11 protein-coding genes are annotated in these 15,637 nt (G+C 56.0%); 7 read left to right on the top strand and 4 right to left on the bottom strand.

Annotation, left to right across the window (positions count from 1 at the left end):
• Positions 1-123: 123 nt before the first annotated feature.
• A complete protein-coding gene (locus VGE80_RS03710; RefSeq protein ID WP_440591715.1) occupies positions 124-519 on the top strand; it encodes a hypothetical protein in 396 nt (131 codons plus the stop codon).
• Between the two features lie 310 nt (positions 520-829).
• On the opposite strand, the gene rpsD is transcribed toward VGE80_RS03710, so the two are convergent.
• The 4 genes from rpsD to VGE80_RS03690 form a co-directional block, all read right to left on the bottom strand.
• Positions 830-1,441 carry a 30S ribosomal protein S4 gene (rpsD, locus tag VGE80_RS03705; protein ID WP_373651068.1) on the bottom strand — a complete coding sequence of 204 codons (612 nt, stop codon included), beginning with the start codon at positions 1,439-1,441 and terminating at the stop codon, positions 830-832.
• A 223-nt stretch (positions 1,442-1,664) separates the two neighbouring features.
• Positions 1,665-3,692: a DEAD/DEAH box helicase gene (locus VGE80_RS03700; protein WP_440591714.1), complete on the bottom strand. Its 2,028-nt coding sequence runs from the start codon at positions 3,690-3,692 to the stop codon at positions 1,665-1,667.
• 124 nt (positions 3,693-3,816) lie between these two features.
• Positions 3,817-4,389 carry a hypothetical protein gene (locus VGE80_RS03695; protein ID WP_373651066.1) on the bottom strand — a complete coding sequence of 191 codons (573 nt, stop codon included), beginning with the start codon at positions 4,387-4,389 and terminating at the stop codon, positions 3,817-3,819.
• A 208-nt stretch (positions 4,390-4,597) separates the two neighbouring features.
• Entirely contained in the window at positions 4,598-6,826 is a 2,229-nt protein-coding gene (locus VGE80_RS03690; RefSeq protein ID WP_440591713.1) for a serine/threonine protein kinase, read from the bottom strand.
• Positions 6,827-8,650: 1,824 nt separating this feature from the next.
• On the opposite strand from VGE80_RS03690, the gene VGE80_RS03685 reads away from it, so the two are divergent.
• From VGE80_RS03685 to VGE80_RS03660, 6 genes are all read left to right on the top strand, one after another.
• Positions 8,651-9,673 carry a DUF1559 family PulG-like putative transporter gene (locus tag VGE80_RS03685; protein WP_440591712.1) on the top strand — a complete coding sequence of 341 codons (1,023 nt, stop codon included), beginning with the start codon at positions 8,651-8,653 and terminating at the stop codon, positions 9,671-9,673.
• A gap of 214 nt (positions 9,674-9,887) precedes the next feature.
• Positions 9,888-10,304: a hypothetical protein gene (locus VGE80_RS03680; protein WP_373651063.1), complete on the top strand. Its 417-nt coding sequence runs from the start codon at positions 9,888-9,890 to the stop codon at positions 10,302-10,304.
• Positions 10,305-10,756: 452 nt separating this feature from the next.
• Positions 10,757-11,155, top strand: coding sequence for a DUF2171 domain-containing protein (locus VGE80_RS03675; RefSeq protein WP_373651062.1), 399 nt, complete (start codon positions 10,757-10,759; stop codon positions 11,153-11,155).
• 478 nt (positions 11,156-11,633) lie between these two features.
• On the top strand, positions 11,634-13,730 hold the full coding sequence (locus tag VGE80_RS03670) for an ATP-dependent helicase (RefSeq protein ID WP_440591711.1): 2,097 nt from the start codon (positions 11,634-11,636) through the stop codon (positions 13,728-13,730).
• A gap of 494 nt (positions 13,731-14,224) precedes the next feature.
• Complete coding sequence (locus VGE80_RS03665) at positions 14,225-14,719, top strand: VOC family protein (RefSeq protein ID WP_440591710.1); 495 nt, start codon at positions 14,225-14,227, stop codon at positions 14,717-14,719.
• Positions 14,720-14,872: 153 nt separating this feature from the next.
• Positions 14,873-15,517: a dihydrofolate reductase family protein gene (locus VGE80_RS03660; RefSeq protein ID WP_373651059.1), complete on the top strand. Its 645-nt coding sequence runs from the start codon at positions 14,873-14,875 to the stop codon at positions 15,515-15,517.
• The last annotated feature ends 120 nt before the right edge of the window (positions 15,518-15,637 follow it).

The following is a 15,637-nucleotide window of genomic DNA, read 5'->3' as shown; positions in this document are numbered from 1 at the left end:
TATGTGGGGAAGCATTCACGCCAAAGTTCTCGTAGCGTCACGAAAGCCACATCGCCCGCTGATACCTCAGTGGACGACTTGTCGGACGGATCAGGCCCCCTGAGCTGAAGCAAAGGATAATCAATGCCTGACTTCACCGATGAGGAACTTCTTGCCTACGCTGACGAACGCCTCTCTTCCGAGCGATCTGCAGAGATCGAACGCGCCTTGCGCAATGAGCGACTGATTCAGGACCGATTCGTTGCGCTCCTTTCCGAGCGAGACCGAGGGCAGACCAGCGTCGGGGAAATCTGGCGACAAGGGAGTTTAAGTTGCCCCTCCAGATCAGTCTGGGAAGCGTTTGTCACGGGACGACTTGGGGACGGACTTACCCAGTACCTCAAGTTCCATGTTGAAGTCATCGGCTGCCGCCCATGTGCCGCCAATCTGGCCGACCTGAGTCACCACGCCCACTTCCCTGAAAGCGAACGCCGCACGCGCAAGATCTTTCAGTCTTCCGCCGGGCACCTTCCGCAGTAGAAGACTGCGGAGACACAACTGCTGCCCCCTCGAGAACGTCACTGGAGTCGCCGGGGACAGTCGGAGCCATTCAACCTCGCGCGGCTTTCATTGGTTGACCTACGCGCCGGCCCCCGCCCAGCACAGACTTGATCGAAGGTGGCTGCGAGCCGAATCCGCGTCACCATAAAGCAGAAAGGTGCTTGCGAAAGTTCGCAAGCACCTTTCTGAATTCAGCGTGCCGGTCACTGGCACATTCTCATTTGATCCGCCTGCAATCGCTGCGCAGGCTGTACGCGGCAGCAACCATGCAGACCTGCATCTGCAAGAATTAGCGAGACATGAAAGCGATCACGCGACCGATTTCAATCGGAGGTACAGTGGCATCGCCAGCGGTAGGCAGAGCCTGAACGCGGGCTTCCAAGTCCTTGGAATCGAACGAGACCCAGTCAACTGACTGACGAGAGGAGTTGTCGACGATCTCGCGGTACAACTTCTTAACGTTTGGTCGGTTGCGGAGAGTGATCACATCGCCTGGAGAAACGAAGATCGAGGGCTTGTCGATCGTCTTTCCGTTGAGCTGGAAGTGTCGGTGAACGATCCCCTGACGTGCCTGCAGACGCGTGGTCGTAAAACCAGCGCGGCGGACAACGTTGTCGAGACGGCGTTCGCACATCACCAGCAGAATATCGCCGGTGTTACCCTTCTGGGCACGTGCCTTGGCGAAATAGCGACGCAGCTGAGCTTCGCGCATCCCGTAGTGGTACTTGATCTTCTGCTTGTCAGCGAGAGCCAGACCGTAGGTGGACAGTTTACGGCGACGCTCGGCCATCCCAGGAGGATTCGGACGCTTTTCCAAAGCCTTTGCAGCTCCGGCGTTCTCAAACACCATCGCCCCCAACCGGCGATTAACTCGTCCCTTGGGACCCGAATACCGACCCATGCAAATCACTCCCGTGCAGTCGACCTGCGTCTACCCATAATTACTGAAACCTAAATCGAAGAGAGGAATAATGGCAAGTCCTCACACTTCCGTCAACAGTGCCGAAATGATTGATTACTTCGGCGTCTGTCTCGTCGAGACAGAATCGGAAAGCGGAGGTCTCTCTTCGGACGACGCATCGAACTAACCAGACTGTAATAGCGTGACTCCGCGGTGGATGTCGCTACTGCGTTACCGGTTTAGGTCCAATGGCCCGCGTCCCCTTGCCGTGGCGGGCCTTCAGATCGAAGAGTCCGAAGATCTCGGAGGCATTCATGCTCAGCGAGACGTTCGTGTCATCTCCCTCACCGAGAATCGCAGCGAACAGCTCACGTTTCTCGGTCAGGACTTTGTCGATTCTCTCTTCGATCGTGTCCTTCGAGATGAATCGTGTCACGATCACCTGGCTTTTGCAACCGATCCGGTGAGCTCGATTAATCGCCTGGTCTTCAATCGCCGGGTTCCACCACCGGTCAAAGAGGAAGACATATCCGGCGAACTGCAGATTCAGTCCCACAGCCCCCGTCCCGTAACTCATCATCAACAGATGGGCATCCGGATCCTCTTTGAACCTCGCGAGGATCGGTTCCCGCTGTTTGTGGGGAATTCCCCCGTGATAGACGAGTGCCCCATACTTTTCCATCGGCTTGGCGAGCCAATCGATCACCTTCGTCCATTGACTGAAGAGAATCGCCTTGCCACCACTGGCCGCGATTTCTTCCATATCCGCTTCAAGCCGCTCCAGCTTTGAGCTCTCGCCAGTCAGCGGGTCGAAGTTCGTGATCTGCTTCAGCCTCAGCACCAGTTCAAAGACGTGCTGTACCGTGATCGAATCACCCAGTTCATTCAGGTGAATGACACCCTCTTTTTCTGCCATTTCATACGCATGCTTCTGGGCAGGAAGGAGTTCGAGGTATGCATCGCGGTCCAACCGCGGCGGCATATCCTTCATCACCAGGTTCTTGGTTCGGCGCAAGATGAACTGCTTCGCCAGAGACTGAAGCTGCCGCAGGTCAGGCGTCGCATTGGGAGGAACCACCTCGAGAAACTCGTAGAGTGCTCCCAACTCTTCCGGACGATTTTCAATCGGCGTTCCGGTCAATGCCCAGCTTCGGCGGCGGGGAAGTGCCCGCGCAGTCACTGCGGTACGCGAAGTTCGGTTCTTGATCCGCTGAGCTTCGTCCAGCACGATCAAATCGAACTTGGGAAATTCACCTTCGCCAAATGCCGCAAAGTCGCGAACCAGTGACTCGTAATTCGCAATCAACACCGGGACACCAGGCATCGTCCAGGTCAATTTGCGCCGTTCACTGTCCCCTTCGACCACGACAAACGGCAGTTCTTCGGCCCAGGTCTGGAACTCTCGCTGCCAGTTCGGGAGCAGAGGCTTGGGACAAACAAGCAGCACCCGTCGGGCCTGTCCACTGCGGACTAGCAACCGGATCGCCGTGATGGTCTGCATGGTTTTGCCGAGTCCCATTTCATCCGCCAGCAGTGCAGATGAATGAGAAAAGAGCCAGCCAATTCCCTCATACTGATAGGGAAATGGCTCGAACGGCATAATCAGCTCTTGACCGGCCAGCCACGTCTGCAGAGGAGGTTGCAGCAGGTAGAACAGTCGGTCTTCTACCGACAATGCATCGTCAGGTGGCTTGATCCGCGTGACGGCTTTTTTCTCGGGAACCTCGTTCAAACCATCGACGAGTGACGAAAGCGTCGGCGGCTCGTAGTCGGGCATGATCTCGATGGGGGGCGGCCCCAACGGTTCCTCGAGATTCTTACCCTTATTCTGCGCCGCGGCGTCGGCCTTCTGCTTTTCCAGCAGTGAGGCCCCTTCAGGGAACTGAATTCCAAAGGTTGCGACACGTTGCCGCGTGGGCTTCCAGGCCGGCATCAGCGCGGGAGGTTTCGGCATCCCCTGCGGCTCAACCTCGACCGAAGCCCAGCGTCGCATTGCGACATTCTGGCCCGAAGAATGAATATCCGCGCGCAATTTGAGTGGCACGGATTCCACTGCAACATCGCTGAGAAGTTCGTCCAGCGAATCCTGCGAGGCATCCCCCAGTTCCTGCGCGTCAATGGCCTTGAGCGGCGTCCAGTGGGGCCCCTGAAGTGACCCCGATTTAGCTCGTCGTACTTTTGACGCCAGCTCGCTGTCGGCTTTGAGATCGTCCCTGATCAATGCGTCCTCCGATGCGATCTGATTGTCCATCACCTGCGTGAATCAGGCTCTCGTCTTTTCCGAGAATACCGTCCATCTCAGCAGCTTAGGCAATCCCCGCTGCTTCTCATATCCCGATCAGTCGGACCATCCCCTCTTCAGGACAACCATCCCGTCAGGCGGGGCGAGCGAGACTGAGTCGAAGGGTTTCGACCAATGCTTCACGGACACGCTCGAAGGGTTCCCGAAGATCTGCATCACCGGGAACCAGCTTCGAATAGTTCTCGACCTCGGTCCTGTCCTCCGGATGGGATGCATGAAATGCGATCAATTCTTTGCCTAGCCGCAAGGACCCTGAGGCACCTCCACCATCCTCACCATTCACCCTATTCTTTGCGGTTTCACTGGACTTTGAGTCCGGAGAAGTCGTCGGCAGGCTGGCGACAGGAAGTGAGGTAACACTTCTCAGATCGAGGAGATCGGAGGTCTCAACCATGATCAAATGCGGTTTGACCCCGACCTTTTCCAGTAGGGTGCGCCCAATCAGCTCTCCCAAAACGTAAGGTCTCAGGGTGGGGCCATAAAGAATCTGCTGGGTCCGATTTGGTTTCACGGGCGAGGTGCATTGGAATTCCAGAGGACGACCAAACCGATTCGTGATCAGCAGTCCGCCGACGTATCCTCGTTCCTCGTCCTCAACCGCTGTCAGGAAGCCCAACCGAAACTGGTCGTGATTCCCGTTCGACATGCATATTTCCTTAACGTTTTTCAGAGTTTTGCCCGGCAGTCCCCCGCAAGGGTGATTGCCACATCTCGGGTGACTTTCCATTGATCGTCGGTTCGTCGGTGCGACTTGAATGTCAGAATTCCCACGTCAGAGCGTCAACCATCGGGACTGCGCGCTCTGGCGAAAATGCGTAAAGACGGGAACCTTTCCGAATTTTATTGGCTGCGACTCAGTCGCTTGGAACGGTTTTGCCAGTCAGAGACATCATCGTCGTCCCGGTCCTCGCGGCGCGGGGCTGCCAGAACTTGAGCCACCGAGGGGCACGTTCACTCAACAGAGCAACAATCAACCACCAGGATCCGGCAACCAGTCCCAGCACCACCAATACGCCGCCGATGGCCGAGTTCAACATGCGGGCCTTCAATTCCTCCACCGGACGCAGGGCAACGTCCTTGCGTTCCTGCACAACGGCGGCCCATTTTGTGTTCCCCACCGGGCTGAACGCGGCCAGCCATTCCCCTCCATAGGTATCCGGGTCAAACTGATGGACAGGATCGAGATAGTGTCGCGTCCGGTCGTATTCTCCCTTTGCGACGCTGGGATCCCCCTTCTTGTTCTGTCGAATCAGTTCCTCCAGATTCTCCAGAACTTCATCATCGACAATCCCTTTCAATCGGAGCTTCCGGAAGTCGGCCTCGCTGATCTGCCCCAGTTGCGAGTCGTCCATCCAGCTGTGAGCAAGTAACTGCCAGTGTCGCTCGCCGTCCAGATCCCCCCCATCGACGATGGCCAGTTTGCGATTCACCCCGTCCGAAATCTGGGTCTGCCAGTTCCGCTGATAGTCCTTAATCAGACTCCCCAGTGTCAGGGTACGACAGAGCACCCCGATCACGTCTTCCGACTTTTGAGGATCGAACACGGGCACCGATAGCGCGACGACATAGAGTTCGTTCGACGCAGATTTGAACGGAATGGAGATCCGACACGTCCGGATCGCGTGGATATCCACGGGAACTTCGTTGCGCGGCCAGTCATTGCCACTGCCGTGAAAGAAATCGCGCCAAGCCATGTTTTCATCCTGCATCTGACTGGCGGGCGATCTCCAGCGCTGGATCCCGCTCGCGTCCAGCAGGAACCAGCTTGAGTCCTGGACGCGGCTTAACTCTTTCGACCGCTCATCGTTTTCCCGCTTCAGTCGATCGAGGTGGTCAATCAGTGGTTTCCGCTGCGCGATGGGAAGCACGGCGAGGCTGGCAATCTCCTCCCGCAATCGCGTGTCGGCGGCCAGAGTCTCGAGCTCATGCCGCCGGTCTTCCAGTTCACGATTGATGCTGTCAGCCAGCAGATTTGCCGATAGAACATCACTTTCAAGCGCCCGGCGGATCAGATTGTCCTGAGTTGTCCGCACGGCATCATTCATCGTGTCCATTGCCAGTGGAGCGATACTCAACAGCAGCAGCAATGGCAGGATCAGCCCCAACAGAATCAATGGTCGCCGGGCACGGAATCGCTCACGGCTGACCAGTTTATCCAGCACCGCCTGAGCATTCGGGAAACGCTTTGCAGGATCGGCAGCGAGGCAGCGATCTACAATCTCACACAACTGCTGGTCGATGCCGAAAACGCTGCGGTGACTGGTCGGTCTGGCATCGGAACGAACGATTTGCCGGTAAATAGAGAGTCGTTCTTCGAGTGTCCCTGCGGAACTCAATCGTCGCTCGGTCTCTTCTGTCCGATGGGGCGGGGTGCCGGTGAGCATGTTAAAAATGAGTGCCCCCAGCGCGTAAACGTCCCAGCGAGCGTCCGGAACGGCCTTCAGATCCGCCTGCTCCGGAGCCATGTAGAAGAGCGTTCCCAAGGAATGGCTATGTTCGTCCGCCAGACGCGATTGGCCGAAGTCACACAGGCGAGGTTCGAAGTCCTGGTCCAGCAGGATATTCGCCGGCTTGAGGTCACAATGCAGAATCCCGCTTCCATGAGCGTGCACCAGCGCCTGGCAGACGCGTGTGGCTATTCGGACAGCGTCCGCAACAGCGAGAGGGCCGACAGCCAGTCGAGCAGCCAGCGAACCGTTTTCGAGGTACTCCATCACATAATACGGGGGATCATGATCCCATCCGACAGCCAGCAAACCGACGATATTTCGCGAAGTGTACAGCACCGCCAGCTTTTCGACTTCACGTCCCAGCAGCGACCAGTCGACACCACGGCGGTGGGTGTAAAACTTGATCGCCACGTGCTTTCCCGTATTCTGTTCGCGGGCCAGCCAGACGGAGCCATACTTTCCTTCGCCGATCGGCTTGAGAATCCGGTAACCAGGCACGACGGAGGGGGCCTCCCCCGCCAATCCGCTCAGATCAAGAGATTTCTGGATCGACTCGGCGTCTTGATTCAGCGTATCGCTCAACACTTCGTGCGAAGCGATCTCTGTCGTCAATTGAGACCTGACCTGATCCACCACGCTCCAAAACCCTCTGGCAGTATTCGATTCGAACCCCGGAAGGATCAGCCTCCATCCGGAATAACGATACACCACATGGTGCTCCCACGTCGAGATCCCCGATGTCACGTTGTTCGTCCCTGAGGGTCACCCGGACGTCATGCCGGGAAAGTTCGCTCAATTCCACTTTCCAGATCGGGACATGTTTCGAGGAACGTTGGAAGCTCCCTGGGTCACGCGGTCCGCATCAGCAGGACTTCTTTCAACGATTGCGCCCCACGGCACACACAGTTCAATCTACATTCCCTCACTGGAGCACTGCCTTGTTCCATACTTCACCTCTCCTTTCTCAGGTTATCTTGACCTGCAGCAGATCTGGAAACATAACAGTCTTTAGAAAGGTGGTCTGGAGCCACGTAATTCCAATAACTCTTTTCATCAGGTAAATGAACAGCAATCGTACAGTCCCAGAACCTGCCAACTGAGACGCAAGAAGGCACATGGAGTAACAACACTCCAAATCTTAGTTTCAATCTCTATCCCTGACCTTCGCGCCTTCCAGCAACTCCTTACATTGTGCTATCACGAAGCCAGGAAAAATAATTCTCTAAATACCAGTTGCGAGAAACCCCTCGACGCAAGTACTATGAAGGTGCCCATCTCTGGAGTCATCTTTGCACGCAATTGTTACGAGTCGCGAATTCTTCAAAGGTTGTCGTGAACGACAGCTCCGGCTCGCTTTGTTGGTCGTGGCAGGACTCTGCTCTGCAGTGCTGCTTGCTCCTGGTCGAGCAGAAGCAACTTGCGGTGACTATCTCCGCCACCATGCCGAATTTGATGGGGCTGAGTTTCAAAGCCAACTCGCGAAATGGCATTCGTCTTCAACGAACCTGCCCGCTCCTCCATTGAAGAGAAAACCTTGTAATGGCCCCTCGTGCCAACAAGGGCCTCAAGAGGCTCCGCTGCACTCTCCTGTTGCAGTCCCTGAGCTTCAAGAACGCTGGATCTGGATGTTTCAGACCATTCTTCCCACGCCGGCCCTGCTGAAGCATCGCGCCCCGGCGTCAGAGCCCGTCCACGCGTTGGAATTCGTTTCCCGCTTGGATCGCCCGCCCAAATTCTCAACATGGCGGTAGAAAACGAGCGTTAGACTCGCAACAAGTGCACATTCGATCTCCTTCTTCTTTCAGGAGGAAGGACCAGCACTTGTGCTCAACTCATCGGCCCCATTGGTACTAATGGTTCCAGTTTGCTTGTACCCCCAATTCCGCGACTCCATTGCGGAACAGGGTAAGGCAAGCGACTTCTCTCCACCAAATTCGATGCCGTTTTACGAACCAGTACGCGCACGCGGGCGCCTCTGGCGTTACGAATGGAATTCCATCAGCGAATTCTCATTAACACGGATTTGAAAACGGCTTGGGGGCAGATCGAGTAAGCGGACAGCGAGTCAAGCGCAGCCGATGCGGACGTCACTGCGATGACGACAGACGACTTGCGCCTTCATCATAGGTAATTCTTCGACTGCGGAATCTGCTCATTGCAGACAAGCCGCTGCGGGGACTTGTTAATGCCTGCGTCTTACATATAGCGTCGTTGTTCTACAGCTGATTCGTTTATCTACTTCATCCTACATAATCCAGCAGGCATGCCATGACAGTTATGGCATGTTCTGGAGACTCACGGCTATATCCTGACGACCTGAGCTTAGTTCTTAAGTGTCACATTCTTGCAGGTCATCAATCAGCATAGCGATACGGTCATCTGATCTCGAATTCAATGATCTGGTCTACTGGCATCGACCAGTCGCATTTCCTTCCCATCATCTTTGGAGACTTGGCCATGAAGAATGATCGTCGAAAAGCATTCACCCTGATTGAGCTGCTGGTGGTCATCGCCATCATCGCAGTCTTGATTGCACTGTTACTACCGGCAGTCCAACAAGCTCGCGAAGCAGCACGTCGAACACAGTGCCGTAACAATCTCAAACAGCTCGGACTTGCGTTTCACAATTATCATGACACCTACAACAAGTTTCCCGCCGACGGGATCTGGACTCTGAACGGTGACCAGTCCAACCGACAGCCCAGAAATTACAGTTGGATTTGCGCGGTCCTGCCGTACGTCGATCAGGCTCCGCTTTACAACATGATCAACTTCAGTCTGCCCGCACTCGGGCAGAACCTGGGTGGGAAGCCTCTCGAGACGATTCAGTTACAGGCACTGCTGTGCCCATCCGATATCGGATATTTGCCAAGTCCACCCCACAATGGCTTGTCGTACGGCTCATACGCCGTTTCACAAGGGTGGGACTGGTGGTCGAGAAACGAAGATACCCGCCTTGCGGGCGTTTTCATGCACAAGACGCACTTCTCGATCCGTGACATCGTTGACGGAACATCGAACACGATTGCGGCAGCAGAAACCGATTCGAGCAGCAACACGGGCTCGCAATTCGGTGGCCAGGGCCGAAAGCGAGTCGCTGGCGAGCGTGTATTCCGTACCCAACTGCTGGCGACACAAACCAACTGCGACAGTATGTCAGTCGGCGGGATCAGTCCTGGAATTCCGAATAACACCACCCTCTTTCCAGACGGTACTACCGCTGCCTGCGGTTCCAGAGACTGGTGGAAAGCGGGTCCCTACGCATTCTCGCCGACCTACATTGCTGCGTATGCCGCCAACTCGGAATGGCCTGGGCCCAGCAGTTTCCATGTCAGTGGAATCCACGTTCTGATGGCAGACGGTTCGGTCCGGTTTACTTCCAACAGTCTGATGCACGACGGGAACTGGACGTTGTCGCTCTGGCAAGCCTTGCATTCGATCGCCGGCGCTAACGCTCAAGTCAGCATTGGCGAATTCTAAAGGCTGATCACGGTCGATTCTGTCATTTCACTCTCACCACGATGGACGCCAGAAGGCTCGATTTCATTCTGAGCGTCCATCGGAGTGCTGGCGATGAATAAATCCATCGCTTTGCGGCAGGACATTGCTCCTGCCATCGGCACTCTGGTGCTGTTAAGTCAATAAACTCGCCTGGAGCATTTCCAGGCACTGCATGACGGGAGAGATTCAGTTCATGGTGAAAAATTGGAAATACGCTGGGTTGGCGGTCCTGTGTTTTAGCCTTTCCGGCTGCGGCGGCGGACCAGCTCAATTGCCGGTTGTGACGGTCCCTGCCAAGTTGGTGCTTGATGATAAGCCCTATGGTCCTGCGACGCTGAGTCTGTCAGCAGCCAGCCCGGGTTCAAAAATTCCCCCTGCAACCGGAACCGTCGCTTCCGATGGAAGCGTCGATCTGAAGAGCTATCCTAACAAACCGGGAATTGTCCCCGGCGAATACGTCGTCCTGCTGCTACCCGACCCCATGAAGATCGGGACCAGTCCGACGGCGGACAGTGTGAAAGTCACGGTCAGCAAATCGGCCGATCCTGTGGAAATCAAAATGACTTCGAAGAAAGTTCGCACGGGAGCACCTCTGGGAGGAGGGAAATAGTTCCAATCGATCGGCAATAGAATACGGAGTTTTGTCGAGGGGACAGATTTTCTGAATCTGCTCGGGCAAGGTGTGCCGTTCGATCAAGCGTCAAGGCGATCGACGATCGTCAGCGCTCAATCTATGGAGAGCCTCTCAGCAACCGACTGAGAGGCTCTCATGCTTTCTATTCATGTCTCATTGCCGCGATGCTCATTCGCCTTCGCAAGACAGCGGTCTCGAGTCCTTCAAGCTGTACTCAGTCGACAACCGCCCTGACACCAGTTCCCCGTCACGTCATGCCCGCCCGCTTGAAATGATTGCTCTCCTGTGAGCTCGGCGATCTGATCGGAACTCTTCACGGAACGTAAGGAAGGGCGGCACGTCGTTTGCAAAATTGAGTGCGTAGACGTTTGCGGTTCGCAGCCGTGAACAACCTACCATTCGATGACCTCATTCAAGGAGAAAGCAAAATGGCTAACTCACTCAAGGAAAAAGCGGTTGAAGCGGGGCAGGCTGTGGCAGACGTGGCCAAACGCGCCGGTGAGCAGATCGCTCAAGGGGCCGAGAACGCCGTGGGTTATGTGAAATCGGCGACGGGGATGGGCCAATCCCAGTGTTGCGAGAGTTATTCCCAGATCAAAGACCACATGTCCGTCGTCGCCTCGTGCGGCAAGAAGGTGGGGGTCGTCGATCACGTTGAGGGAAACGGGATCAAACTGACCAGAAACCACAGCTCCGATGGGCAGCATCACTACATTCCCGCTTCGTGGGTCGATCACGTCGACAGCGAAGTCCATCTGAATAAGAACTCGATGGAAACAGAGAGTTCCTGGAAGTCAGACGCGGCCAGCTGCGGTTGCAGTCACTGAACAATTTCCTGACAGAACTCACAGAGCAAGGGGATCCGCACCACAAGGTCGGGTCCCCTTGCTCTTTTTCCGGGCTACGACTGCGGCTCTTCGCCCACCACGCAACGACGGACGCTTGACTGCTGGAGGATTAACCGCGTTCCCCGCGCGAATGAAGTGACAACGCTCCACCGCGATTCCGAAAACCGAAGAAAGCTGGACGTGTGGCAGAATGGCTTCAGACCGATCACGCTGTCATTTCTCAACACATTCCTCGCGCTCGCTGGTTCAATCTCCACAGAACATCCATCCAATCCCCGACAGAAATGTCGTCTCCGCAGACTTTAAACCTCCTTCAGCTCAGCAGTTACCGGAGAGTCGGATCTCGACGCCTTGCGACGTCGCCGTTTCTGTTATGATGCACGATGGCAGAGATTGGCCGACGGGCCGCGGACCCAAGAGGGGTCCCGCCATCGGCAGCGCATTGAACGGAGTGATTGTGACAAGGACGACCGACGAGTCTGACGAATTCCTCGACTCACTGCTTTCCAAGCTCAACCCACAGCAACGGGCAGCGGCCACGCATGGGCAAAGCCCCCTGTTGATCATCGCCGGTGCGGGGACGGGCAAAACAACGACTCTGGCTCACCGGGTTGCGTGTCTGATTGCCCGGAGAATTGACCCAGGTCGAATCCTGTTGCTGACGTTCACGCGGCGCGCCGCAGCCGAGATGCTGAGGCGCGTTGATTCGCTGCTGCTGCAACAGCAAAAACCTGGTCGAGCTCAGGGAACACCGACGAAGGCCGCTGCACGTGGGGTCTGGGGCGGAACGTTTCACGCCGTCGGGACGCGACTCCTCAGGCAGCATGGCAAGCTGATAGGACTCAGCCCCGAATTCACGGTCATCGATCGAAGTGACGCCGAAGATCTGCTGAACATCCTTCGTACGGAACTTGAGCTGACCAGGACAGACAAGCGGTTTCCCCTGAAGGGAACCTGCCTCGACATCTACAGCCGTGTCGTCAACACCCAGCGTCCGCTCGAGCAAGTCCTGAAGGAATCGTTTCCCTGGGTCACCGATCAACTTGAGGGTCTGAAAAAGCTGTTCTCTGCCTATTCCGATCGCAAGGAACAACAGCAGACACTGGACTACGATGACCTGTTGCTGTTCTGGCACAGCCTGATTGCAGAGCCCGCGTGCAGTGAGGTAATTCGCCAGAAGTTCGACTGTGTTCTTGTGGATGAGTATCAGGATACAAACACTCTTCAGGCCGAGATTGTCAGTGGGCTTTGTCCCGACGGAATTGGTCTCACCGCTGTTGGTGATGACGCTCAGTCGGTCTATGGATTTCGCGCCGCCACCGTCAGAAACATTCTCGACTTTCCCCAGCAGTTTCCCAACACGACGGTACTGCCTTTAGAACAGAACTATCGATCGACTCAACCGATTCTCGAAGCAACCAACCGGATCATCGCCCTCGCGGCAGAAGGACATCGCAAGACGCTCTGGTCGAAGCGAGTGGAAGGATGCAAACCAAACTACGTTTCCTGTCTTGATGAGGATGAGCAGTCCAACTACGTCATCGAGCAGATCCTTTCGTTGCGAGAGCAGGGGGTCGAACTGAAACAGCAGGCCGTCCTGTTTCGCGCGGCGCATCACAGCCTGGGGCTGGAACTGGAACTGGCCCGACGGAATATTCCTTTTCACAAATTCGGAGGCCTGAAGTTTGTCGAAGCGGCTCACATCAAAGATGTCCTGGCGTTTTTGAGAGTCGCCGAAAATCCTCGCGATGCTGTGTCCGCACTGAGAATCCTGTTGCTGCTTCCCGGAATCGGTTCGAAGAAAGCGTCGCAGCTGATTGAACAACTGGTTGCCCAGCAGGGACGTTTTGAAGCGTGGAGCGACTTTAAGCCGCCTGCGGCCACATCGACACATTGGCCACTGTTCATCGCCTTACTCAGGATCCTGTCAGGGCGGACAACAAAACCCCTGGAACTTGCTTCGCAGATTCATCACATCCGGACGTTCTACGCGCCGCTGCTGGAACAGAAGTACGACGACGCCTTCGTGCGGACGCGGGACATTGAACAGATCGAGCAGATGGCTGCACGGTTTGAGTCCCGTTCCCAGTTTCTGAACGATCTGACGCTGGATCCTCCCAGTTCCACGCAGGATTTTGCTGTCGATCCGCTGCTCGACGAAGACTACCTCACACTCAGTACCATCCATTCCGCCAAAGGGCTGGAGTGGGAATCGGTCTTCGTGCTGCATGCGGCCGATGGCAACATACCATCGGACATGGCGACAAAATCCACCGAGGAAATTGAAGAAGAACGCAGACTGTTCTATGTCGCCCTGACGCGTGCGAGGTCAAACCTCTACGTACTGCATCCGCAGCGCTACTATTTTCATTCGCACTTCAAAAGCGATCGCCATTCGTACTCACAGCGAACGCGGTTCCTGCCGGATGAAGTCATGGAATACTTCGATCGCGTCCAACTCAATACGCGAACCCCCGCGTCAAGCGGATACGAGACAGCGACTGGGGTGACCACGGCGGATGTCCGGAAGCGAATTGGCAAGATGTGGGAATAGCCTCCATCCCCGAATGAAATCTCCCACCTCACGATACCGGGACCGTTCGCCCTGTTGCGATTTCGCAGCAACGAGGACGCAGCAGTAACTGGGACGCGTCAGTTGCAGTGCGAAGTCCCACCGAATCCCGAGCAAGGGGACAGACCCCGCATTCCCAGGCCCGACCTCACTGAAGGGGGCCGGTGCCCTTCATACCAAGGTTCCGAATCGCCCCGCACACCAGATCGAACGTTCCTGATCCGGTAAATTCCGCCGCGAAGTCTCTCCTTAAAAAAATCCCCTCAAATTCCTGGAGCCACTGTCGAATCGGTCGGTTTCGTTCGACAAGATTCCGAAGAGCCGATCGGGTTCAAATCGACTCTCACATAATCGTGACGGAAATGGATCTTGAGCACGTACTTGTCGACGAGCAGACGGCCCGTGCCACGATCGAATTTCTGTCTCTGAGGTATGTCTTTCGGTGGGACAGTCGTCCAAATCCATGGAGAAACAACGTGACAGCAGCAGCAGTGAAGAACCGGGTTTGCCTGTGGTTCAACGGTACAGCCGAAGAGGCAGCTCGCTTTTATGCAAAAACATTCCCTGAATCGACTGTCGGCAAGGTCACGCGTGCTCCCGCCGACTTTCCATCAGGAAAGGCCGGAGATGTCCTGACGGTGGAATTCTCGGTTCTCGGCATTCCCTGCCTGGGTCTGAACGGTGGGCCGGGTATTTCACACTCGATGGCATTTTCATTCCAGGTAATGACCGAGGACCAGGCAGAGACGGATCGCTACTGGAATGCCATCGTCAATAACGGTGGCGAAGAGAGTCAGTGTGGCTGGTGCAAGGATCAGTGGGGATTGTCCTGGCAAATTACACCGCAGATCCTGATGCAGGCGGTTACCCATCCCGATCCGGCCATCGCCCAGCGAGCGTTCAATGCAATGATGCCGATGAGGAGAATCGACGTTGCCACCATCCAAGCGGCGATCGACGGCGGAAAGTGAGTCTCGCAACCCGATCGGCCGTCGCACTTCATCTCGTCGCTCTTGAAGCCCCTCGATTTCAGACTCTTGACCAGGTCAGCGTTCAACTGGAATGGATGAGCGACCAGTCTGTACGTTTCTGAGAATTCAGCCCCACGAATTGGGAACCAGTCCATGGCACGTCTGCTCGTTCGAGGATTTACGATTTCGCTGGACGGTTACGGTGCCGGTCCTGACCAGTCACTGGACAATCCGCTGGGGATCGGAGGCGAGTCCTTGCACCAATGGCTGGTCGGGACCCGAACCTTCCACAGCATGGTGGGAAAGGAAGGCGGCGAGACGGGGATTGATGATCAACTCGCTGCACAAAGCATGGCCGGGGTAGGGGCGTGGATTCTGGGACGAAATATGTTTAGTCCGATCCGGGGCCCGTGGCCTGACGAAACCTGGCGCGGCTGGTGGGGCGAAAATCCCCCCTATCACTCCCCCGTTTACGTGCTCACGCACTACAAGCGACCATCCCTCGAAATGGAAGGGGGGACCGTCTTCCACTTTGTGACCGACGGCATCCACGCCGCTCTGGAACAGGCGCAGGGGGCGGCGGGAGCACAGGACATCCGACTGCTGGGGGGAGCCTCAACGATCCGGCAATACCTTCGATGCAAATTGATCGATGAACTGCATCTGGCGGTTTCGCCCATTCTGCTGGGTCGTGGCGAACATCTTTTTGAGGGCATTGATCTAAACGCACTTGGCTATCAATGCGAGAAAGTAACGCCATCCCCCAAAGCCGTGCACTACGTGCTGGTCAGGCGCTGAACTCACCATCATCGCAACCCGAGTCATGTTGATCCCCCTCTTCACAACACTCATTCAACCAGTGCATCCGATAGGGATGTCTCAAGAGGTCCGCGCGGCCTGGGGGAACAGCTTTCCGCC

Source organism: Schlesneria sp. (assembly GCF_036405755.1).
GTDB lineage: Bacteria > Planctomycetota > Planctomycetia > Planctomycetales > Planctomycetaceae > Schlesneria > Schlesneria sphaerica.
Note: the sequence above shows the minus strand (reverse complement) of the source record. Positions and strands in the feature narration are given on the sequence as shown.

What these genes read in the sequence shown, in the direction of transcription:
- VGE80_RS03710 (WP_440591715.1), top strand. Translation starts at nt 124, where the DNA reads ATGCCTGACTTCACCGATGAGGAACTTCTTGCCTACGCTGACGAACGC.
- rpsD (WP_373651068.1), bottom strand. Translation starts at nt 1,441, where the DNA reads ATGGGTCGGTATTCGGGTCCCAAGGGACGAGTTAATCGCCGGTTGGGG.
- VGE80_RS03700 (WP_440591714.1), bottom strand. Translation starts at nt 3,692, where the DNA reads ATGGACAATCAGATCGCATCGGAGGACGCATTGATCAGGGACGATCTC.
- VGE80_RS03695 (WP_373651066.1), bottom strand. Translation starts at nt 4,389, where the DNA reads ATGTCGAACGGGAATCACGACCAGTTTCGGTTGGGCTTCCTGACAGCG.
- VGE80_RS03685 (WP_440591712.1), top strand. Translation starts at nt 8,651, where the DNA reads ATGAAGAATGATCGTCGAAAAGCATTCACCCTGATTGAGCTGCTGGTG.
- VGE80_RS03680 (WP_373651063.1), top strand. Translation starts at nt 9,888, where the DNA reads ATGGTGAAAAATTGGAAATACGCTGGGTTGGCGGTCCTGTGTTTTAGC.
- VGE80_RS03675 (WP_373651062.1), top strand. Translation starts at nt 10,757, where the DNA reads ATGGCTAACTCACTCAAGGAAAAAGCGGTTGAAGCGGGGCAGGCTGTG.
- VGE80_RS03660 (WP_373651059.1), top strand. Translation starts at nt 14,873, where the DNA reads ATGGCACGTCTGCTCGTTCGAGGATTTACGATTTCGCTGGACGGTTAC.